Below are 20984 nucleotides of genomic sequence, written 5' to 3' on the forward strand. Positions count from 1 at the left end.
TTAGGGGATCAGTCGGCTGTGCTTTTTTGTCCCGTGATGGCGGTGACCAGCCGGTTTTCGGTCACGGTTTCTGCCGTAAACTCTTCCATGATCTTCCCTTCATAGAGTGCGAGAATACGATCACTCACGCTGAGAATTTCCGGCATTTCAGACGAGATCACTAACACGGCCAATCCTGAGCGGGCAAGCTCGCGGATCAGACTGTGTATTTCAGATTTGGATCCGACATCAATGCCACGGGTTGGCTCATCCAGAATGAGGATTTTCGGATGGGTCGATAACCATTTGCCGATAACAACCTTCTGTTGGTTGCCTCCGCTGAGGTTGCCGACCGGATAACTGCCGTCTGGCGCTTTGATTGACAACTGATCTGCGTATTTTTTGTAGACTTGGCTCTCTTTGCCTTCAAGCAACCAACCAATCACAGATACCCGGTCAAGCTGTGCCATAGTGATGTTATCCTGGCATGACATCGCCAGCACCAACCCCTGCTCTTTACGGTTCTCGGGAACCAACGCAATCCCCAGCTCGACGGCGTGCTGGCTGTCACCGATCACGGTTTCTTTACCGTCAAACTTCACCACGCCAGAGTCAGGTTGTCTGAGCCCAAACAGGGTTTCTGCAATTTCTGTTCGCCCAGCCCCTACCAGACCGTACATACCAAGCACTTCCCCTTCTTTGATAGAAAAGGAAATGTCTTCATAATGCCTGGCCAGTGTGAGCCCTTTGACTTCCAGCCGCGTCTCTCCACCTTTGGCCATTTCCACTACGTTTTGCTCAAGTTCTCGCCCGATCATCAAGGCAGTCACTTCCGGTTCATTGGTATCTTTGGTTATCAGGGTGCCACGGTATTCACCATCACGAAGCACCGACAGGCGATCGGAAATCGCAAAGATTTCTTCCATCCGGTGTGAAATGTAAGCAATGCCAACGCCTTGGCTTTGAAGCTCTTTAATCACTTCAAATAACACCACTTTTTCATAGTCGGTCAATGAGGCGGTCGGCTCATCGAAAATCACGATTTTCGGGGTGAATACCAAGGCACGGGCAATTTCGACCATGTATTTTTTGGCAATCGTGAGTGATGACACTGGATCATCAGGACCAAAATCGCAGTTAAGACGCTTGAGAATAGATGCCGCTTTTTCACGCAAAGCGCTATGGTCAACCACACCAAACAGTTTAGTTGGCATCATGCCAAGGAAGATGTTCTCAGCAACGGTCATGTCCTCTACCAGTGACAACTCCTGGTGGATCATCAATATGCCCTGGTGTTTGGCATCCATCGGAGTTCTGAGCTTGACGACCTTGCCATCAACCAGAATCTCACCGCCATCAGGCTGGTAGATGCCTGACATCACCTTCATCAGAGTCGATTTCCCTGCCCCATTCTCCCCAAGCAAGGCATGTACCTCACCGGCACGGATATCAAAGCTGACCCCATTCAGTGCCACTACGCCGGGAAATACTTTGCGGATATTTTTTAACGCGAGCGTTGGTGCAACATTGGCTTCTAAATTCATTGCCATACTCATGCGGAAACGCCTCCCTGCCCGGTCTGGTTAACTTTCTTGTCGATAAAGAGTACAAGGATCAGGATAGAGCCCATGATCACCAGCACATAGAAGGCTGGCACTTGCATCAGGTTGAGACCGTTTCTCAGAATACCAATAGCCAGCACGCCACCCAGCGTACCAAGAATGCTGCCTGCGCCACCGGTCAGGCGGGTGCCGCCGAGCACTACAGCGGTAATGGTCCAAAGCTCAAAATCACGGCCAAGGTTAGGTGTGGAGGCGCCCATTTGTGTAGAAAGCGTCACGCCCGCCAGCGCGGCAAAGAACCCTACCAACATGAAATTAATCATCATGTGCGGGCCAACCCGAATCCCGGCATCAATGGACGATTTGCGGTTTCCTCCCACAGCGTAACAATTACGGCCATGCACGGTATATTTCATCATCAGGTGCATCAGCAACGTGGCGATAAGAAACAGGATCGCCAGTGTCGGAAACCCAAGTACTGAACTCGAACCAAAATCGGAATACGCAAAATCCGAGGCATAGAAAGATTGCTCACCGGTGTAAACAAATACCAGACCGCGGATGCCGATCATCGCGCCCAACGTCACAATAAAGGCGTCTACGCCGGTTTTCCAGACAATGGCACCGTTCAACATTCCCAGCAAAATACCGGAAGCAAGCGCAATGATAACTGCCGCCGGAATGCCGATAGAACCTTGCAAATCAATGGCAAGGCTTGCCGACAATGCAACTACTGCCCCCACAGAAAGGTCTATGTTGCCGTTGATCATCACTACCGTCATGCCCAGTGCGATAAAACCGATGGTTGACGTTTGGATCAGGATGTTTTTGAAGTTCGCAATATCGAAAAAGTACTCTGATGAAAAGCTGAACAACACAATACAAAACGCAACGAATATCCATATAGGTTGTGTTTTAAGAAAGCGCAAAATCTTATCCATGTACTAATCTCCTTGGCTTTCCGTCAGAATTTGGTGAAGAAGCTGCCACGTTTGGTGCCAACATCCAGCCATACTGCCAGGATGATCACCGCCCATGTCACAAGCCATTGCGCGTAATAAGGAAAGCCCAAGAGCAACAAACCGTTTTGGATAAAGCCAAGGATCAGTACCCCGACTACAGTTTTGGTAATGCTGCCTGAGCCTCCAAGCAAACTGGTTCCGCCAAGTATTACCCCGGCTAACACCAACAATTCATAGCCTTGACCAACGTTGTTTTGCGAACCCATCACGCGGGAGCCCAGTATCAACGCCGCACACCCTGTAGAGAACGCAGAAAGTAAATAGGTGCTGAATATCAGTTTGTTACGGCGGATTCCGGAGTAGGCTGTTGCAATAGGATTCCCCCCGACGGCAAAGATTTTGCGGCCATAAGCCGTACGTTTAAGCAGTAATTCATAAATAATCGCCAGTACCGCAAAAATAATTATCGGCACGGCTATAGGGCCAATAAACCCACGGCCAAAGATCGCAAACCAGGTCTCTTCCTGATTGGCAATATCAACGTTCTGGCCACCGGTGTATATCAGGGTCAGTCCCTGTATTGCCGAGAGCATGCCTAATGTCACTATCAGTGAATTCAGTCTCAGGTAACCCACTAAAAAGCCATTGACCACACCCACCAACAAGGTGAACAGAAACATCAGCAAAATGGCCTGCCCAGGCCCGACTTTGTCATGTAAGTCCACCACCAATACCGTTGAAAATGACAGTAACGAGCCAACAGACAAATCGAGGTTGCCGCCAATAACAACGATGGTCACACCAAGTGCAATCGTGCCGATAATCGATACCTGACGGACAACCGTCATAAAGTTATCAGTACTTAAAAAACGGTCAGAAGAAAGAGAAAACACAATAAGAAACACGAAAAACGCGACAAGAATACCGTGGCGAGCCATCAAGGTTTTCAGCGAAAAAGACGCATCCCCGCCACCTTTTTTTTCTGTGTTTGTCTGCGCGTTTGAGGTCATAAAAACATCCCATTTGTTGCTGAAGAATTGATCGCAATCCCTGCGAGTCACTTTCCTGAAAAGCAAAGCCCAGAAGAAAGAAAGTCCCCCTGAAAAACAGGGGGACTCAAGGTTTAGAACACAGGTTTAGTGAACTGGGACATATTGTCCTGAGTGATTTTTGGCGTATCAAAGTAGTTCAGCTTTGGCACATCTTCACCGTTTGCAATGGCGATCGCCGTTGCCAGTGCATTTTTTGCGTCATCGACAGGAGATTGGTAAACCGAACCCCAGTATTCGCCGCGTCCCATGGCTTCATATCCCACCGCAAAATTGGTCGCACCAATAAAGGCAATCCCTTTACGCCCTGCTGCTTTTGCTGCGTTCAACGCCCCCACACCCATGTTGTCATCACCAGAATACACACCGTCTATCTTGTCGTATTTGGTCAGGAAATTTTCCATTACACGTTGGGATTTTTCACGGTTCCAGTCACCCGGTTGGGTTTCCAGAATTGTCACATCTGGACAGACTTCTGCCAGACGAACCTCGAAACCCTGTTGACGCTCGATAGCAGTGGTATAACCGGGCTGGCCGGAGATCTGAACGATTTGGCCTTTGTTATCCAACGCGTCACACATCATTTCAGCAGAGTACGCACCTTGCTTGACGTTGTTTGGGCCAGAGAAAGAGGCAATAAACTGTTGGCCTTCATCAGCAACATTGGAATTGGTGACAACGACTGGGATACCAGCTTGCTTCGCTTTACGGATAACAGGAACGACGGCTTTACCGTTTGTAGGCCAGATAATGATGACATCGACTTTCTGTTGGATAAGATCCTGCATCTGCGCAATCTGGCGTGCAACATCACCGCCGGCATCAAGCACAACAGTATCCACACCCTCAGTGTTTGCTGCGGCTTCTTTAAACGCTTTTTCATAAGTGGTTTGGTATGAATCGACACCGACATTGTTTTGTGTGATACCGATTACCAGATCCTTGGCATAAACTGTTGTCGCGCTTGCTGCAACCATCAGGCCTAACAAGGTTTTGCTGACTGTTTTCATCCTTACCGCTCCATTGCTTGTGCACCCATCAATCAGAGTGCTTTTGATTCGCCTGGATTCACGTCCAAACGGTTACTGCATAACCATGCCACCATCAATCATAATGAGCTGACCGGTCATATAATCTGAGTCCTTACTGGCGAGGAAACTGGCTGTGCCTGTGACATCTTCGGGGTAGGAGTAACGGCCCAGCAGAATCATTTCACGGGCCAGTGTGTCCATAGACTCACCCGCTTTTTCAAACTTACCAATTTCAACCAGATCCTTGTCGAGTTGTTCCCAAAGCTCTGTACGTACTACGCCAGGACCATAACCATTAACCGTGATGTTGTGTTGAGCCAACGCTTTCGCTCCACCATTGATCATGGCAAGCACCGCATGCTTACTGCACGAATAAGGCACAACATCATCAAACGCCATACGGGAAACAATCGAGCCGACGTTGATGATTTTGTAAGGCTCATCCTGTGGTCCTTGTTTGATCATCTGCTTAGCCGCCTCCTGCATCCCCATCAAGCACCCAAGTCCATTGACATCCATGATTTTCTGCCAATTTTCTTCAGTGATATCGAGAAACATCAGCGGTTTGTTAATACCCGCATTGTTCAACATAACGTTAATCGAGCCGAAGGCATCCACGGTTGCCTGAACGCCCGCTGCAATATCTGCACGTTTAGTGACGTCCATTTGTACTGCGATTGCTTCGCCACCTTTGGCCTTGATGCGTGCAACAACCTCTTCACAGCCGTCAAGATTCACATCCGCCACACACACTTTTGCGCCCTGCTCAGCAAAGTTTTCAGCAATCGCTGCACCCATACCGCGGGCTGCGCCAGTGATCAATACATGTTTCGTTGCCAGTCTTGATGTATCCAAGGTGTCCTCCTTAACTTGGCTTTTCTTATTTTGCTCCACTCAATCGAGCAGCAAACGTTTGCAATAAATTCGCATTAACCTAACTTTTACATTTACCCAGAGAGCATAGAACAAGAAATTAGCAACAAAAACCTCCCAATATGTATTAATTTTGATAATCCGTTGGTAGCACTTTTAACATCAATCATCTATCTTTTTGTTATTTAACAGTAAAAACATAGAGATTCATCAATGTCGAATACTTAGTTCACTGTTAAAAATCACAAGATCGATCACAATAAGCAAAAAAATCTGAATGCAAAAAATGCTCATCTATTGCAAAAATACCCGCAATTTATTTGCAAACGTTTGCAAAAGAGTTAACGTTATAGTTACATGAGCGTGAGGCAAACGTGCTTCCAGGTATGACTTCTCACAGGAGCGAGGGATTGCAATGCAACAGGACCATTTAGAGTTTGGTGAAGACGCACGAAAGCGTTTATTGGTGGGTGCCAACTTGCTTGCCGACGCAGTAAAGGTAACGCTGGGCCCTAAAGGACGAAATGTCGTGATGCGTAATTTCGATCAGCCGCCCATCATTACCAAAGATGGTGTGTCGGTCGCCAGAAAAGTTGAAATCAAGGGACAGCTTGAAGAAATGGGCGCTTCACTGATTCGGGCAGTCGCATCCAAAGCCAATGACGAAGCCGGTGATGGTACGACGACATCCACGGTTATTGCCCAAGCTATTCTCAATCAGGGATTTAAAGCCCAGGCCGCCAATTACAACATTATTGATATCAAGCACGGCATTGAAAAAACCATTGATGCGGCGGTTGAAGCTCTGAAAGCACAAGCCCTGCCCTGCAATCAAGAAGCAGATATCGAGCATGTTGCCTCCATTTCCGCCAATAACGACGCCAGCATAGGTAAGATCGTTGCCGAAGCGATTCGCGCGGTTGGTGAGCATGGTGTCGTCACGATTGAAGAAGGCAAAGGCTTTCACACTGAGCTCCATGTGGTGAAAGGCATGCAGTTCGATCGCGGTTACCTGTCGCCCCATTTCGTGAACATTCGCGGCAAGATGCGTGTAGAACACAACATGCCGTTGATTTTGCTGGTTGACGGGAAACTGAGCCAGTTCGATCAGGTGGTGCCTGCCATGGAAATTGCAGCAAAACAAAAACGCCCTCTTTTTGTCATGGCGGAAGAAGTCGAAGGCGAAGCCCTTTCCACACTCGTTGTTAACCATATGCGCAAAACCCTTGATGTGGTAGCGACCAGAACACCGGGATTTGGTCCGCGCCGACAAGCCATTCTGCATGACATTGCAGCCTTGACCGGGGCAACCGTGATATCACCGGAAACCGGTAACGACGTCAGCCAGATGACAGAACAGGACTTCGGACAGGCCGAGCGCGTAGAGCTCACCAAAGATCAATTCACCCTGATAAAAGGCTTAGGTGGTGAAGCACGTATTGCCGACCGTATTGACCAAATCAATGCCGAAATTGAAGCGTCAGACTCTGAATATGATATCCAGAAAATGACTGAACGCCGCGCACGCCTTTCCGGTGGTATCGCCTTGATTGAAGTTGGCGCGGCAACAGAAACCGAAGTCAAAGAGAAAAAAGCACGGGTAGAAGATGCCTTGCATGCAACTCGTGCAGCTATCGAAGAAGGGATTGTCCCTGGCGGCGGCATTGCACTCATCCGTGTGTGTGAAACCCTTTCGCTGCCGGATGTCAGCAATGATGACGAAAAAGCCGGGGTTCATATTGCGCTCGATGCCATGCAAGCGCCGTTTAAGCAGATCGTCCGTAATGCAGGTTTGGATGCCGGGGTTTACCTGGAAAAAGTCAAAGCCCAACCAGCCGAGTTTGGTTATAACGCAGCGATTGGTGAATTCGGCTCCATGATTGAAATGGGGGTGATTGATCCGGCAAAAGTCACCCGACTTTCGCTGCAAACGGCAAGTTCTATTGCTGCGCTGATGTTAACCACAGAAGCGCTGGTGGGCGACACCGATCCGGATTATGTGCCTTCACATCACCACGAGCACTGATCCTAAGTAAAGCAAAAGGCACATCCTCAGTGGGAGTGCCTTTTTGTCAGCATCAAGGGCAATTAAATCGCTTCGTTAACCGCACTCAGAAATTGCTGGGTACGCGGCTGTTGTGGATTGCCAAACAATTCTTCCGGCGTGCCCTGCTCTTCAATCTTGCCGCCATAGAAAAAGCAGACCCGATCCGAAATCTCCCGTGCAAAGCCCATCTGGTGTGTCACCATCAACATCGTCAGGTTGTGCTCAGAGACCAGATCTTTAATCACTGAGGTCACCTCACCAATCACTTCAGGATCGAGAGCCGAGGTGACCTCATCAAACAACATTACACTCGGGCGCATTGCCAGTGCGCGTGCAATGGCAACACGTTGCTTCTGGCCCCCTGAAAGGCGTGACGGGTGCTGGTTACATTTGTCTTTCATGCCCACCAACTCCAATAGCTCCTCAGCACGCTCCTTGGCTTCAGTCTTAGAAAGACCCAGAACCTGCACTGGCCCTTCCATGCAGTTTTCCAGCGCTGTCATGTGAGGGAAAAGGTTAAAGTGTTGGAAACACATACCGATTTGGCTTCGCATTCCGCGTAAGTAGCGCTCATTGGCCCATTCCAACTTCCCATTCTTCTCCATATGAGTGAGCGGCTTGCCATCAACATAAATCACACCGTCATTGATGGTTTCGAGCGTCATTAACATGCGCAGAACTGTGGTTTTACCAGAGCCAGATGGCCCAATAATGCTCACCATCTCCCCTTTGTTGATGTCCAGGTCAAGGTTATCCAACACCGTCAAAGCGCCATATTTCTTCGTTACTTTTTTAAAACTGACCATAGGTGTTTCTTCACCGGCCAGAGAAAGCGGAAGGGATTGGTATCCATTCATTACATCATTCCCATTTTTTGTCTGACTTTTCTTTCCGTTACACGCATCAAAAGGCTGGTTGGCAACGAAATAAGAAGGAAAATCACACCGACTAACGTGAACGGCTCAAGGAACCTATAGCTTTCTGAACCAATCGCATTTGCAGTGTGCATCAACTCGGCCACGCCAATGACAGAAAGCATTGGCGTATCTTTGAAAATACCCACCAGATAATTTCCCATCCCCGCTAAGGAAGGCGGCAGTGCCTGTGGCAGGATGATACGGGAGTAAGTTTTGTAGGTTGACATGTTAAGCGCTTTAGCGGCTTCCCATTGTCCCTGGGAAACGCTTTCCAGCCCGCCGCGATAAACCTCGGAAAGGTATGAAGCATAATGCAAACCAATCGCAATCAGACCTGCTGTCCAAGGATCCAAAAACAGCCCGACTTGCGGCCCAACATAAAACACAAAGAAAATCTGCAGGATCAAAGGCGTCGAACGTATAAATTCCACCACTTCCCGCACGATTCTGTTGAATACCGCACTCGGCGTGCGTTGCAGCAACATAAACACCAGTCCAAGCACCACAGCCACGGCATAGCCTGCACCTGCAGCAATCAATGTGTTTCCTGTCGCAGCGATAAGCCGAGGCAATACTTCCCAGACCACCGACCATTGCCAGTCAAACATGAGTTATTCCATCCCCATTTTTTTGGTCATATAGGATTCAAGTAAGCGCATGCCCGGCGTGATAATAAACCGCGCCAGAATGTAATAAATGATCAGTGCAGTGCCGAAAGCTTGGGCTGAAAGAAAGGTAGTGCCATTGATTTGCTTCGCCTCAAACATTAAATCAGACACAGAGATCAGCGCCACAAGCGCGGTACCTTTTAACAATTCAATCAGAAGGTTACCCCACGCAGGCAGCATGGTAAGTAACGCCTGAGGAAGGATGATTCGGATCATGCGTTTGTGGTCTGACATGTTAAGTGCCTTGGCCGCTTCCCATTGGCCACGGGGAACAGCCTGTATCCCACCCCGAACCAATTCAGCACCGTAACTCCCAAGGTTAAGCCCCACGGTGACAAAACCTGCTGTAAACGCATCCAGTGTTAAACCAAACAGAGGTAAGACATAAAACACCCAGAAAAGCTGAACCAGCAGCGATGTGCCTCGGAATAACTCGATATAACAAATGGCAAAACCCCGTACCAGACGGTTTGGAGAAAGCTTCATTAAACCAAAAGAAAATGCGAGGAATACAGTCAGTACAGTCGCGAGGGCCGTTTGCATTACCGTGACGAGGGTACCGTCAATGAAACGCCCACTGTACGTCGAAATAAATTCAGTGAAGGTCATTACTACACCCATAGCAGTGAGAACAGAAAGGAAGAAAACAGGGCTATTGCCCTGCTCTTAAACTAACAATTAGCGGTTCTCACAAGCCCATGCAGTGGTCACATCACCGGGAAGTTGTGATTGGGTATAGCCATACTCTTTCACGCTTTCCAACATTTCTTCACTACCAATATACGCCGCCTGCGCTTTGTTAAACGCTTTCAGGAAATCGCTATCCTCAGGACGGAAACCAATACCGACATAATTGAGCGTCCATTCTGGCAGTGCAGAAGGGTCAGTCACTTCTACTGCTCCGTTTGATTGTTTTGCAAGGTTCAGTGCAGTGAAATAGGTAACAGCACCCGCATCCGCCCTGCCGACACGGACAGCAGCCAGTATTTCAGTAGGCCCAGGTACTTGCATCACTTGTGAATCTGGCACCCCTTCTTTTTTGGCGGCTTCAACAGAGTTATACCCTGCACCGGTCACCAAACGTGCATTTTTGTTTTTCACATCCTGATAGTTTTGGATACCTTTCGGGTTTCCTTTTTGAACAATGAATGCATCGCCAAATTGTCCCATAGGTTCTGAGAATTCAATATTGTTGCAGCGGCTATTCAGGATATACATCCCACCAGTAATAAGATCGAAACGTCCAGCCTTCAGACCCGGGATCAGGCCACCCCATTCAGTAACAACCGGCTCAATATTGGTATAGCCCATTGCGTTTAACACGCCGATAGTGTGCGCATTCGCGAAGCCCAAAGGCGTGTTATTATCGCCAGGATAGGCCCAAGGCACTTCGTTGGCAAAACCGATCCGGATAGTTTTTCCGTCGTCAATACGCTCTTGAAGAGGCCCTGCTGCTGCAGTACCCGCGATCATTGCCAGTAAAGATAGCGCTGTGGAAATTCGCTTAAGCATAGTTTGAATTCTCCTTTTCAGTGTCGCATCACTTAAATGTATTGCGACCAATAATGCCACCATAATAATTACAGGTCTAAACATCAAACTCAAAGAACAATGCCTTTTTACGCAGCTAAAACCCTATCAATGCAATCAAGATCACAACTACCCCAACTAAAGCACAGAAAAGGTGATACACCATTAATTTGTTATCTAATGAATACATCGTGCAAAGCCTGGTATGAATTGACGCTAAACTGCACTGGCTTTTGCTTTGATGAGGATAGAGAAAATGGAGAGGAAACGGCACTTTACGTACTTATTGAAACCGGCAAATTACGCCGCTTCAATACATCAAAAAAGACCCGACAGACCGGGTGCCGGGCCAAAAAGACAAGTTTGCTAAAGCATCATCTTATAGCTCTGCTTGCCATCCGTGGGACTCTAGGAGAGATTTTACTCTCTGCAAAAATGCGCCCGAATAGGCGCCATCGACGGCACGATGATCAAAAGATTGAACCACCATACCAACGCTGCCAATCCCCAGACTTTCCCTTCCATTCACATTGACGACAACAGGCTTGCGACTGATGCCATCAATAGAAAGAATGGCGATTTCCGGGTGATTGATAATCGGTGTTGTGAACATAGTTCCCGCACCACCATTATTGGACAAGGTGTAGGTGGCGCCGCTCATTTCGTCAGGCGTCAACCGGTTTTCCCGGGCTTTTTTCGCCAGTTCAGCGATTTTCCTTGCCAGACCAGAGACATTCATGGTGTCAGCATCTTTAATCACAGGCACGACCAGCCCTTTGTGATTCAAATCGACAGCAATGCCCAGATGCACCGGGGCACTGAGCACCAGTTTCTCACCACTGACCTGACCGTTGAGGTGAGGGAACTCCTGCAACGCCTTAACCACCGCCCGGGCGATAAACGCCAGCGGCGTCAGGCTGACACCGTATTTCTGTTTGAAATCTGCTTTGTGTTGCTGGCGCACCGCTTCCACTTCATCAAACGAGATTTCCATTCCCTGCGCGACGTGAACAGCGTTGTCTTTCGACGACGACATCTGACGGGCAATCTGCTTACGCATGAATGAAAACGGCACGTCTTGACCGGTGATCGAAACAGGTTGTGGTTCTGTTTTCGCAATATGTGACGTTGTCACATGTTTGGTCACTACTGTTTCACCACCCTCCAGATAACCCAGCACATCTTCTTTGGTTATGCGGCCATGTTTGCCTGAACCTTCGATTTGATTGACATCGACATCATGCTCCGTCACCAGCCTCCTGACAGAGGGTGACATAAACGCCATGGCTTCATCGTCAATCGCAGCCGTTTCACCTTGATGTTGCTGTGCCACAAACGCCTGCACATCACGTTTGGTGATTCGGCCATTGCTGCCCGTTCCTTCAATCTCAGACAAGTCCAGATCGTGCTGGCGGATCAGGTGTTTCACCGCGGGCGACAGCAACCCATGACCTTGCTGTGAGAAAGAGCGAATCGCAGCTGGTTTTGAAGGTTCTGCAACGGTGGTCTGTTGTTCGATGATGTCTTTGGCAGGCTCGGCGACTTTCGCCTCTTCACCTTCCACTGCCATTTCACCAACAGGTTCGCCCACGGCAATCACCTCACCCACCTGGGCGACGATTCTGGTCAGCACACCTTCTTCCATTGCTGGCACTTCCATCGCCACCTTATCGGTGGAAATTTCAAACAGCACGTCGCCTTTCTTGATGCTGTCACCCTCGGCTTTATGCCAGGCGAGGATTTCACCTTCCGCGACGGTTTCCCCCAATTGGGGCATAATAATATCCATATTTGCCTCCGTTATTGTGGGGAACCCGGCCAATCAAGGCCGATATACTGGGTTTCAGTAAACTCTTCGATACCCACATATCCACCTTCACGGCCTAAGCCGCTCTGCTTCATGCCACCAAACGGGGCTGCCGGATCGGAGATCACGCCTTTGTTGATGCCCACAACACCTGCTTCCAGTCGCTTAGCCACGGAGACCGCATGCACCGTGTCTGAAGACATCACATAAGCCGCCAGACCAAAAATGGTGTTGTTGGCTTCAGCAATGACCGCCTCTTCATCATCAAAGGGGATGATCACTGCCACCGGGCCAAAGATTTCCGTGTGCAGAATTTCTGCATCATCAGGAATGTCATTTAATACCGTCGGTGGATAGAAGTAGCCATTTCCCTCAGGCAACTTGCCCCCAGTCAGGAGATTGGCCCCTTTCGCGATGGCATCATCCACCAGCGATGCGACTTTCTGTTGGGTATCTTTGTTAACCATAGGGCCGATGTCCACGCCTTCTACCCGGCCATCACCCATTTTGAGTGCCGCCATTTTACCCGCCAGTGCTTCACTGAATGCAGGATAAAGCGAACGGGCAACAAAAATGCGGTTGGCAGCAATGCAGGATTCACCCGCATTACGGATTTTGGCCACCAGCGTCTGTTCCACCGCGGTATCAAAATCTGCGTCATCCAACACCAGAAGTGGCGCATTGCCGCCAAGCTCCATGGAGCTGTTCACTACACGCTCTGCCGCATTGTGCAGCAGCACACGCCCTACTTCGGTAGAACCGGTAAACGAGACTTTGCGCACCCGCGGATCAGCAAACATCACTTCAGACACTGTTCTCGCGCTTTTTGAAGGCAGCACGGAAACGGCATCTGCCGGTACACCGGCTTCCTCAAGCAGCGCTGCCACATACAGTGCAGTCAACGGCGTTTCTGTTGCCGGTTTCAGTATCACGGAGCACCCTGCCGCCAACGCGGGGGCAATCTTGCGGGTTGCCATGGCCGCCGGGAAGTTCCAAGGGGTCACCAGATAGGCAATGCCCACCGGATGGTGAGTCACCATGATGGCTTTGTCACCGTTCGGAGCCGGCGATAAGGCGCCATTCATCTGCACTGCCTGATCGGCAAACCAACGGAAAAACTCCGACGCATAGTTCACTTCACCACGCGCTTCATTGAGAGTTTTGCCCTCTTCCAGCGTGATAATGTGTGCAATGGTTTCTTTGCGCTCTTGCATCAGGTGAAACGCACGGCGCAGAACTTCAGCCCGTTCACGGGGAGACGTTTTACGCCAGATATTAAACCCGCGCTCTGCCGCATCAATGGCGTCTTTGGTGTCCTGTTCATCGGCGCCGGCAACATGTACCAACAAGGATGCATCAGCCGGATTAAAAACCGGAATATCGGCGCGGTCGCTACAGCGCCACTCCGCCCCGATTTTTAACCCGGTAGGGAGAGTTACATCATGCACCTTCATACTTTCACCGCCTCCCACACTTCCGCCACAATACGCTCAACCGAAGGAATAACATGATCTTCCAGATTATCTGCTGCAGGCAGTGGGATGTGTGGCGTGGTAATCCGTGTTGGCGGTGCGTCAAGCTCAAAAAAACATTCTTTGCTGATAATCGACACAATCTCTGAGCCCCAGCCACATAGCTGCGGGTTTTCTTCGACAGTGACCAACCTTGAGGTGTTTGCCACATCGTCCAGAATGGTTTTGGTATCAAGCGGCACAAGGGTGCGCAAATCAATCACCGAGCAATCAATTCCCGCTTCATCAGCAAGGATTTCGGCGGCTTTCAGGGCGCGCGGCACCATCGCTGCCAGCGCGACGATAGTCACGTCTTTCCCTTTGCGGATCATGTTGGCCTTACCCAGCTCCACTACATGCTCGCCATCCGGCACTTCCCCTTTCATCGCATAAAGGGATTTATGCTCGAACACGATCACCGGGTCTGGGTCACGTACTGCCGCCGCCAGTAAACCTTTGGCATCGGCCGGATTGGAAGGGGCAACGACCTTGATCCCCGGGATCATCATCGCCCAGTTCTCAAGGCTCTGTGAGTGCTGGGCACCAAAGCGGGAACCGGCACCATTGGCGGTGCGTATCACAAGGGGGACGGTTACCTGACCATCGGTCATGTAGCGGGCCTTTGCCATTTCATTCGCTACCATATCCCAGCAGACGGCCAGGAAATCGGAGAACATGATCTCTGCTATCGGCTTTAACCCTGTCATGGCTGCGCCCATGGCGGCACCAAGGATTGCCTGCTCTGAAATCGGTGTATCCCGGACACGGTCAGGACCGAATTCTTCAAACAAACCGACCGTAGCTTTAAATACCCCACCGGCGGCCGCGACGTCTTCACCAAGGAAAACCACATCTTCATCGCGACGCAGCTCTTGGGCGATGCCCGCTGCAACTGCCTCGCGGTAACTCATTAGTTGCGCCATTCCCATCCTCCATTGGCCCAGACGTCTTTAAAACACAGTGATACATCAGGCGCCGGAGACGCTTTTGCTGCTTCCGTTGCTTGATTGATCTCCGCATCCACTTCACTTTCGATATTTGTCAGCACGCTGTCTTCCACCCCTTGCTCTGCAAGTCGGCTGCGGTACAGGGGAATGGGGTCATACGCCAGCCAGCGTTTAACTTCTTCAGCCGGACGGTATTTGCCCGGATCGGCACGTGAGTGTCCCTGGTGGCGGTAGGTTTTCGCTTCAATCAGTGAAGGGCCACCGCCATTTCTGGCTTTCTCAATGGCTGCTGTCGCCACGTCAAACATGGCATCGGCGTCGTTGCCATCGACAATGATGGAGTCAAGACCATAAGCACTGGCACGGTCTGCGGCGGGATGCTCAACAGCAGTAACTGCACCAATCGGGGTGTATTCCATATAAAGGTTGTTTTCGCACACGAAAACCACGGGCAGGTTCCACACTACAGCAAAATTCAGCGCTTCATGGAAGGCGCCAATATTGGTGGTACCATCGCCGAAAAAGACCACGGTCACTTCACCGGTGCCTTTGTACTGGCTTTTCCATGCACTGCCGTTGGCAATACAGAGTTGGGCACCGATGATGGCATACGAACCCATGGCACCATGCTCAACACTGGTCAGGTGCATAGAACCGCCTTTGCCACTGAGAATGCCGCACTCGCGGCCCATCAGTTCACCAAGCAGTGCTGTCATGTCTGCGCCACGTACCAGAGTGTGGGTATGCCCACGGTAGGTACAATAGGTGTAATCACCTTGCTGCATGGCGACACCAAAAGCCGCCGCAACGGCTTCCTGTCCCATGGCCAGGTGATTGGTTCCTTTTACCAGGTTTTGGAGAAAGAGATCGGAGGCGCGCTGCTCAAACCCCCTCGCCCGCAACATGGTGCGGTAGAGCGACAGCCGTGTCTCCAGACTGGTTTCCGACATAGTCTGTTCCTTTTGAATATTTCCTGAATGCGCTAAAAGGTACGTCTGACCTTTCGCGCTTTTCTTTGCTTCGTGGTAATCCGCAGCCAAATCAATATTTGTTAGCGATAAAGAGTTCCTGAGCCGGGAACAGCGTGATGATCTCGCAACCGTCGGCTGTTACGACCACTTCCTCTTCAATACGCGCCGCGCCATTGCCATCTGCGGATGGGCAATAGGTTTCAAGGGCGAACACCATGCCTTCTTGTAGTTCGAATGGGTTTTCCATCGATACCAGTCGGCTGATGATTGGACGCTCATGCAAAGCCAAGCCAAGGCCATGACCAAATTGCAGACCGAAGGCTTCCATTTCACTGGCGAAACCAAACTGCTCTGCTTTTGGCCAGACTGCGGCGATCTTGTCTGTGGTCATACCTGGACGAATAAGGTCAATCGCCGCATCAATCCATTCGCGCGCCTGCTTGTAAGCGTCTTGCTGTGCCTGACTGGCACTGCCCACGTTCAGGGTGCGGTAGTAACAGGTGCGGTAACCCATAAAGGAATGAATGATGTCGAAGAAAGCCTGGTCGCCAGGGCGATACATGCGATCAGTAAAGTTGTGGGGGTGCGGACTGCCACGTTCACCCGACACCGCGTTAATCGCTTCAACGTCGTCTGAACCATTGTCATAAAGGAACTTGTTGGCATCAGCCACGCTTTCGTTTTCACGTTTGCCCGGTTTGAGGTTTTCAGCCAACTGGTGGTACGCACCATCGACCATGGTGGCGGCCATGTTTAGCAGCACAACCTCATCCATGGATTTGATTTGGCGAGCTTCCAACATCACTTGCTGGCAGTCACGCACTTCAATGCCTTCCGCTTGCAGGGCTTCTAACATCGGTGGCTCGCACACATCGATGCCAAGCGGCATGTCTGCCACCCCTTCTTCGACCAACAGTGCTTTGATGTCTTTCGCAGCATTTTTGAAAAGTCCGGCTTCTTTTGCCACTGAGCCACGTAAACCCAGCATGCCCGCTTTAAAATGCTCTGGCTCAATTAACCCCTGGTATAACTGATGGTGTTTCGCTGCCGAACCAAAATCCCACAGATACGGGTCAGAGTTGCCGGTAAACAAGGAATAACGCGCAATTTTGTCTCGCGCCCATTCTCCGATAACTGTACTGGTCAAATAACGAATGTTGTTGTTATCGAAACACAGCACCGCCCCCAGACCTGAGTTTTTCAATGCTTCCCTGGCACGCGCCACTCGGTATCGGTGCAAACGATTGAAATCTACGCGCTGTTCAAAGTCGACACTCATTTTTCCCGGTGCAGGAATGCGCTTTGACCAGTCCCAGCCTGGCTCAATATCTGATTCCCGAATGATTTCCGGCTCTGTTGGTTTCACAATGCTCATAGTTATTACCACTCCATTTTTTGCAAACGTTTGCACTAAATAAGCAAATAATAAGTGGTTGATTGTGAATGCCAGAAAGCAGGACAGGCACCAAGCACAAAAAACCACCAGCTTGCAAACGATTGCAGCACATAGTAAGTTAGCTGTCAATGCAAACGTTGATGCAATGTTAAAACAATGTAGTCGGAATATGTTGCACAGGAATGGCTGTTAATTTGGGTATTGACTTTGAGTAAAAATAAAAACAAACGTATTACTGTCAAGGATGTAGCGGCGGCATTGGGTGTCAGCCCATCCACGGTTTCACGTGCACTGAGTCCGGAAAAACAGCATTTGGTCTCTGATCGTGTGATTGAACTCGTGGAAAAAAAGAGCCGGGAAATGGGCTACACCGCAAATCCGATGGCAACAGCCCTGAAATGCGGTGCAACGAAAACCATTGGTATGATGATTCCCGACATTCTCAACCCGATGTTTCCACCACTGGTACATGAAATCCAGCAGCTCACCAATAAACTGGGCTATACCCTCACCCTCGCTTATACCGAAAATAATCAAGAACTTGCGCTTGAGGAGTTAAAGCGTTTGATCGCGAGGAATGTCGACGGCATCATTCTGGCGTCTGCATTTCGCAAAGATCCTACTGTCGATTATTGTATCGAGATGGGAAAACCTTTGGTGCAGGTGAACCGTGTAGTAGATAAACAAGCGTCAGATCAGGTACTTGTCGATGATCGGGAAGGTATCTATGTGCTGTTTGAACACCTCTACAGCCTGGGGCACAGGAAGATCGCACACATTGCAGGTCCTGCTGATATCTCCCCAGGTTTGAGCCGCCGCCATGCATTTTTATCCATTGCGGATATGTTTGATATTCCGGCTTCGGATGCCCCCGTCATTCAGGCGGAAGCGTTTACCGAACAGGCAGGCAGAAATGCCATGGAAATACTGTTGAGTTCAGAACGTGACGTGACGGCTGTCGTTGCAACCAATGACCTGGTTGCACTGGGTTGTATTGAAGCAATTGAAGCGTCAGGCAAGCGGGTGCCTGGAGATATTTCTGTGACCGGTTTTAACGATATGCCATACCTTGACTGGTTCCGTATTCCGCTTACCACAGTGTCATTGCCACAGTCCCAACTTGGCGATCAGGCGGTCAGAATGCTGCTCAGTCAGATCCGTAAGGAAAGCGACAGTAACTTTCCCCGCAAAGTATTGCTGCAACCGCGATTAGTCGTCCGCAAATCCACTGGAAAACCGCGACGCTAGGGTCTGTTGACGCATCGTTTTAATGATTGAGTATAAAAGATGGCGTTGCCTTCTTAATTCAGATCAGTCCCCTATTCACCAAAACATGCTCCCCCAGTTCGGGGGAGCATCACAGTGTATAAGGCAGGGTTAAAACTTATATCCCAACATCACCGAGAAAATGCTGGGATCCACATCCAAATCAATGCTGCGGGAAATATCACCGACACCCGGGGTCGCGGTTTTTATGGTAGCGTCAGCTGCAATCCAGTATTTTGAATACGCAAAGTCCACCAGCCAGCTATCATCTAAATGGATGCTAAACCCGACTTTCACCACGCCCCCCAATGAGTCGTCGATATCTACTCGGCTACTGCCGCCAAATGCGTTGTCATACGACGCATAGGTTTTGCTATCGACATAGTGGGTGTAGTTAATCCCTGCACCGCCGTAAATGGTGACGGATTTACTCACATCATAGTTATAGAGACCTATAAGCGCTGGGAATAGGGCCTTGGTTTCTCCAACTTCACCGAGTGCGGAGCCGGTACCTTTTGCAATTAATTTAACGGTGGGAGGATAACCGCCCGCAAACTGCAACGACCAATTATCAGTAATAAAATACTCATAGGTCAGTGCCGCTACGCCGTGATTGTCAGCTTTGGCGGTGACACCCGCAGGCGTCAAGTCGCCGCTTAATTCGCCAGATTTGGAATGATACGCAGTATAAGCATACCCGCCTTTTACAATCTGGGTACCTGCACTTCCAGCCATCGCGAAATGACTGTAGGACCCAAGTAAAGAAAGGATAAACGATAACGCCACTTTATTTTTCATGTTCCACCTCGATACTCTGAGTGTGTTTGCTGTTTTCTTGTATCCGACTTTCCGTTGTCAATGGCGCAACGCCGCGGATCATATCGGCTGCCTTTTCTGCAATCATCACGGTTGGCGCATTTGTATTACCCCCGATCAAGGTGGGCATCACAGAGGCATCCACCACGCGCAGCCCTTCAATGCCACGCACCTTTAACTCATGGTCCACCACTGCCATCACATCATCGGCCGGGCCCATTTTGCAGGTGCCTACAGGGTGGTACTGGGTGTCTGCTCGAGCACGGATGTCAGCCTCGATAGCACCATCGTCATTGGGGTCAACTGGGTACACCATTTTTCCGCGGTAGGGCTCAAAGGCCTTGGCATTCAACAGCTGATACTGTTTTTTCCAACCTTTAATCATTAATGCCATGTCTGCCGGGTCATCGAAGAAGTTGCAGTCAATTTTCAGAGGATCGGCTGGGTTACTGGACGCCAGTTTGACGCAACCTCGGCTCTTCGGACGCAGCAGGGTGACATGGCAGCTAAACCCGTGAGACATATGCAGTTTGCGACCGTGGTCATCCACCAATGCTTTGACAAACACCAACTCGAGATCAGGCACATCAATATCCGGCTCGGAACGGATAAACCCGATACCTTCGGCGTAATTGCTGGTGAGATACCCCTGTCGGCTTCGCCGCCACTCGAAAAAGGCCTTGGTCAACCCTTTCAATGCCGGCCAAGAAATTCCCAGGGTGTCCATGTTTTTATGTGGTGATTCGTAGGAAAGCACATAGTCGATGTGATCTTGCAGGTTTTCACCGACGCCCGGTAGATCCTGCTCCACATGAATGCCATGCGCTTTTAGCGCCTTGGCGGGGCCAATACCTGACAGCATAAGAATGTGTGGCGATCCAAATGCGCCTGCGCTCAGAATGACTTCTCGATTCGCGACCACTTCATGGGATTGATTTTTCCATCGGTATTTCACGCCAACGGCTCGCCCCTCCTTGATGATCACCTTCTGTGTTAGTGCTTGAGTGACCACCGTCAGATTTGGGCGGGATAAGTGCGGTGAGAGATACCCTTTTGCCGCACTGCCTCTTTCACCATTGACTTGAGTGACCTGTGTTGGCATCACGCCATACTGCTCTGCGCCGTTCACATCTGGGTTATAGGGAATGCCTATTTCTTCTGCCGCGCGGATAAACGCATGGGTAATCGCGCTCGGCGCTCTAAGATCTGCCACATTTAGCGGCCCACCTTGACCATGATATTCGTCCTTTAACCGTTCGTTATGCTCGGCTCGAATGAAATAAGGCAGTACCTCTTTGTAGCTCCATCCCGGATTGCCAAATGATGCCCAGTGATCGTAGTCCCACCTATGCCCACGACAATACATCATGGCGTTGATGGAACTGGAGCCGCCCAGCACTTTGCCTCTGGGTTGATAACCTTTGCGTCCATTCAAGCCTTTCTGTGGCACAGTTTCGAACGCCCAGTTGGCCGGATGGCGGGGATTCATTAGCCCAATTACCCCTGCCGGGATATGGATAAGCGAACTGCGATCCTCCTTTCCCGCTTCCAGCAAACACACTGAGACACTGGGGTCTTCAGAGAGTCGGCTTGCCATCACACAACCCGCCGAGCCTCCACCCACAACGATATAATCGAAATGCTTACTCATT

18 protein-coding genes are annotated in these 20984 nt (G+C 50.0%); 2 read left to right on the forward strand and 16 right to left on the reverse strand.

Annotation, left to right across the window (positions count from 1 at the left end; all coding sequences use genetic code 11):
- Positions 1 to 8: 8 nt before the first annotated feature.
- The 5 genes from AC6IB1_RS09945 to AC6IB1_RS09965 form a co-directional block, all read right to left on the reverse strand.
- Positions 9 to 1529 (reverse strand): sugar ABC transporter ATP-binding protein, encoded by a 1521-nt coding sequence (locus AC6IB1_RS09945; RefSeq protein ID WP_503693160.1) that lies wholly within the window; start codon positions 1527 to 1529, stop codon positions 9 to 11.
- Between the two features lie 2 nt (positions 1530 to 1531).
- Positions 1532 to 2482 carry an ABC transporter permease gene (locus tag AC6IB1_RS09950; protein ID WP_154124227.1) on the reverse strand — a complete coding sequence of 317 codons (951 nt, stop codon included), beginning with the start codon at positions 2480 to 2482 and terminating at the stop codon, positions 1532 to 1534.
- A 23-nt stretch (positions 2483 to 2505) separates the two neighbouring features.
- Complete coding sequence (locus AC6IB1_RS09955) at positions 2506 to 3513, reverse strand: ABC transporter permease (RefSeq protein WP_497568895.1); 1008 nt, start codon at positions 3511 to 3513, stop codon at positions 2506 to 2508.
- A gap of 113 nt (positions 3514 to 3626) precedes the next feature.
- Complete coding sequence (locus AC6IB1_RS09960; RefSeq protein WP_497568896.1) at positions 3627 to 4562, reverse strand: sugar ABC transporter substrate-binding protein; 936 nt, start codon at positions 4560 to 4562, stop codon at positions 3627 to 3629.
- A 72-nt stretch (positions 4563 to 4634) separates the two neighbouring features.
- Entirely contained in the window at positions 4635 to 5438 is an 804-nt protein-coding gene (locus tag AC6IB1_RS09965) for an SDR family NAD(P)-dependent oxidoreductase (RefSeq protein WP_497568897.1), read from the reverse strand.
- 433 nt (positions 5439 to 5871) lie between these two features.
- On the opposite strand from AC6IB1_RS09965, the gene groL reads away from it, so the two are divergent.
- Complete coding sequence (gene groL, locus AC6IB1_RS09970; protein WP_497568898.1) at positions 5872 to 7482, forward strand: chaperonin GroEL; 1611 nt, start codon at positions 5872 to 5874, stop codon at positions 7480 to 7482.
- A 62-nt stretch (positions 7483 to 7544) separates the two neighbouring features.
- On the opposite strand, the gene ehuA is transcribed toward groL, so the two are convergent.
- From ehuA to AC6IB1_RS10015, 9 genes are all read right to left on the reverse strand, one after another.
- Positions 7545 to 8330 (reverse strand): ectoine/hydroxyectoine ABC transporter ATP-binding protein EhuA, encoded by a 786-nt coding sequence (ehuA, locus tag AC6IB1_RS09975; protein WP_503693180.1) that lies wholly within the window; start codon positions 8328 to 8330, stop codon positions 7545 to 7547.
- A 29-nt stretch (positions 8331 to 8359) separates the two neighbouring features.
- On the reverse strand, positions 8360 to 9028 hold the full coding sequence (gene ehuD, locus AC6IB1_RS09980; protein ID WP_497568900.1) for an ectoine/hydroxyectoine ABC transporter permease subunit EhuD: 669 nt from the start codon (positions 9026 to 9028) through the stop codon (positions 8360 to 8362).
- A gap of 3 nt (positions 9029 to 9031) precedes the next feature.
- Complete coding sequence (gene ehuC / locus AC6IB1_RS09985; protein ID WP_497568901.1) at positions 9032 to 9697, reverse strand: ectoine/hydroxyectoine ABC transporter permease subunit EhuC; 666 nt, start codon at positions 9695 to 9697, stop codon at positions 9032 to 9034.
- A gap of 69 nt (positions 9698 to 9766) precedes the next feature.
- Positions 9767 to 10600, reverse strand: coding sequence for an ectoine/hydroxyectoine ABC transporter substrate-binding protein EhuB (gene ehuB / locus AC6IB1_RS09990; RefSeq protein ID WP_497568902.1), 834 nt, complete (start codon positions 10598 to 10600; stop codon positions 9767 to 9769).
- 397 nt (positions 10601 to 10997) lie between these two features.
- Positions 10998 to 12407, reverse strand: a complete 1410-nt coding sequence (locus AC6IB1_RS09995; RefSeq protein WP_497568903.1) for a dihydrolipoamide acetyltransferase family protein — start codon at positions 12405 to 12407, stop codon at positions 10998 to 11000.
- An 11-nt stretch (positions 12408 to 12418) separates the two neighbouring features.
- Positions 12419 to 13879, reverse strand: a complete 1461-nt coding sequence (locus AC6IB1_RS10000) for an NAD-dependent succinate-semialdehyde dehydrogenase (protein WP_497568904.1) — start codon at positions 13877 to 13879, stop codon at positions 12419 to 12421.
- The gene (locus AC6IB1_RS10005) at positions 13876 to 14859 is read right to left on the reverse strand and encodes an alpha-ketoacid dehydrogenase subunit beta (protein ID WP_497568905.1); all 984 of its coding nucleotides are present in this window, start codon (positions 14857 to 14859) and stop codon (positions 13876 to 13878) included. Before AC6IB1_RS10005 ends, AC6IB1_RS10000 begins: the two co-directional genes overlap by 4 nt.
- Positions 14847 to 15833 (reverse strand): thiamine pyrophosphate-dependent dehydrogenase E1 component subunit alpha, encoded by a 987-nt coding sequence (locus tag AC6IB1_RS10010; RefSeq protein ID WP_497568906.1) that lies wholly within the window; start codon positions 15831 to 15833, stop codon positions 14847 to 14849. Before AC6IB1_RS10010 ends, AC6IB1_RS10005 begins: the two co-directional genes overlap by 13 nt.
- Positions 15834 to 15924: 91 nt before the next feature.
- A complete protein-coding gene (locus AC6IB1_RS10015) occupies positions 15925 to 17229 on the reverse strand; it encodes a M24 family metallopeptidase (protein WP_497568907.1) in 1305 nt (434 codons plus the stop codon).
- Between the two features lie 228 nt (positions 17230 to 17457).
- On the opposite strand from AC6IB1_RS10015, the gene AC6IB1_RS10020 reads away from it, so the two are divergent.
- Complete coding sequence (locus AC6IB1_RS10020) at positions 17458 to 18498, forward strand: substrate-binding domain-containing protein (protein ID WP_497568908.1); 1041 nt, start codon at positions 17458 to 17460, stop codon at positions 18496 to 18498.
- A 129-nt stretch (positions 18499 to 18627) separates the two neighbouring features.
- On the opposite strand, the gene AC6IB1_RS10025 is transcribed toward AC6IB1_RS10020, so the two are convergent.
- A complete protein-coding gene (locus AC6IB1_RS10025; protein WP_497568909.1) occupies positions 18628 to 19314 on the reverse strand; it encodes an OmpW/AlkL family protein in 687 nt (228 codons plus the stop codon).
- Complete coding sequence (locus AC6IB1_RS10030) at positions 19304 to 20983, reverse strand: GMC family oxidoreductase (protein ID WP_497568910.1); 1680 nt, start codon at positions 20981 to 20983, stop codon at positions 19304 to 19306. The genes AC6IB1_RS10025 and AC6IB1_RS10030 overlap by 11 nt, the downstream gene beginning before the upstream one ends.
- Between the last annotated feature and the right edge of the window lies 1 nt (position 20984).

The organism is Grimontia sp. THUN1695 (assembly GCF_059704325.2).

Coding starts and splice junctions, on each gene's coding strand:
- AC6IB1_RS09950 (WP_154124227.1), bottom strand. CDS start 2,482: ATGGATAAGATTTTGCGCTTTCTTAAAACACAACCTATATGGATATTC.
- AC6IB1_RS10025 (WP_497568909.1), bottom strand. CDS start 19,314: ATGAAAAATAAAGTGGCGTTATCGTTTATCCTTTCTTTACTTGGGTCC.
- ehuD (WP_497568900.1), bottom strand. CDS start 9,028: ATGTTTGACTGGCAATGGTCGGTGGTCTGGGAAGTATTGCCTCGGCTT.
- AC6IB1_RS10015 (WP_497568907.1), bottom strand. CDS start 17,229: ATGAGCATTGTGAAACCAACAGAGCCGGAAATCATTCGGGAATCAGAT.
- AC6IB1_RS09945 (WP_503693160.1), bottom strand. CDS start 1,529: ATGGCAATGAATTTAGAAGCCAATGTTGCACCAACGCTCGCGTTAAAA.
- AC6IB1_RS09960 (WP_497568896.1), bottom strand. CDS start 4,562: ATGAAAACAGTCAGCAAAACCTTGTTAGGCCTGATGGTTGCAGCAAGC.
- AC6IB1_RS10005 (WP_497568905.1), bottom strand. CDS start 14,859: ATGGCGCAACTAATGAGTTACCGCGAGGCAGTTGCAGCGGGCATCGCC.
- groL (WP_497568898.1), top strand. CDS start 5,872: ATGCAACAGGACCATTTAGAGTTTGGTGAAGACGCACGAAAGCGTTTA.
- ehuB (WP_497568902.1), bottom strand. CDS start 10,600: ATGCTTAAGCGAATTTCCACAGCGCTATCTTTACTGGCAATGATCGCG.
- AC6IB1_RS09995 (WP_497568903.1), bottom strand. CDS start 12,407: ATGGATATTATTATGCCCCAATTGGGGGAAACCGTCGCGGAAGGTGAA.
- ehuC (WP_497568901.1), bottom strand. CDS start 9,697: ATGACCTTCACTGAATTTATTTCGACGTACAGTGGGCGTTTCATTGAC.
- AC6IB1_RS10000 (WP_497568904.1), bottom strand. CDS start 13,879: ATGAAGGTGCATGATGTAACTCTCCCTACCGGGTTAAAAATCGGGGCG.
- AC6IB1_RS10030 (WP_497568910.1), bottom strand. CDS start 20,983: ATGAGTAAGCATTTCGATTATATCGTTGTGGGTGGAGGCTCGGCGGGT.
- AC6IB1_RS09955 (WP_497568895.1), bottom strand. CDS start 3,513: ATGACCTCAAACGCGCAGACAAACACAGAAAAAAAAGGTGGCGGGGAT.
- AC6IB1_RS10010 (WP_497568906.1), bottom strand. CDS start 15,833: ATGTCGGAAACCAGTCTGGAGACACGGCTGTCGCTCTACCGCACCATG.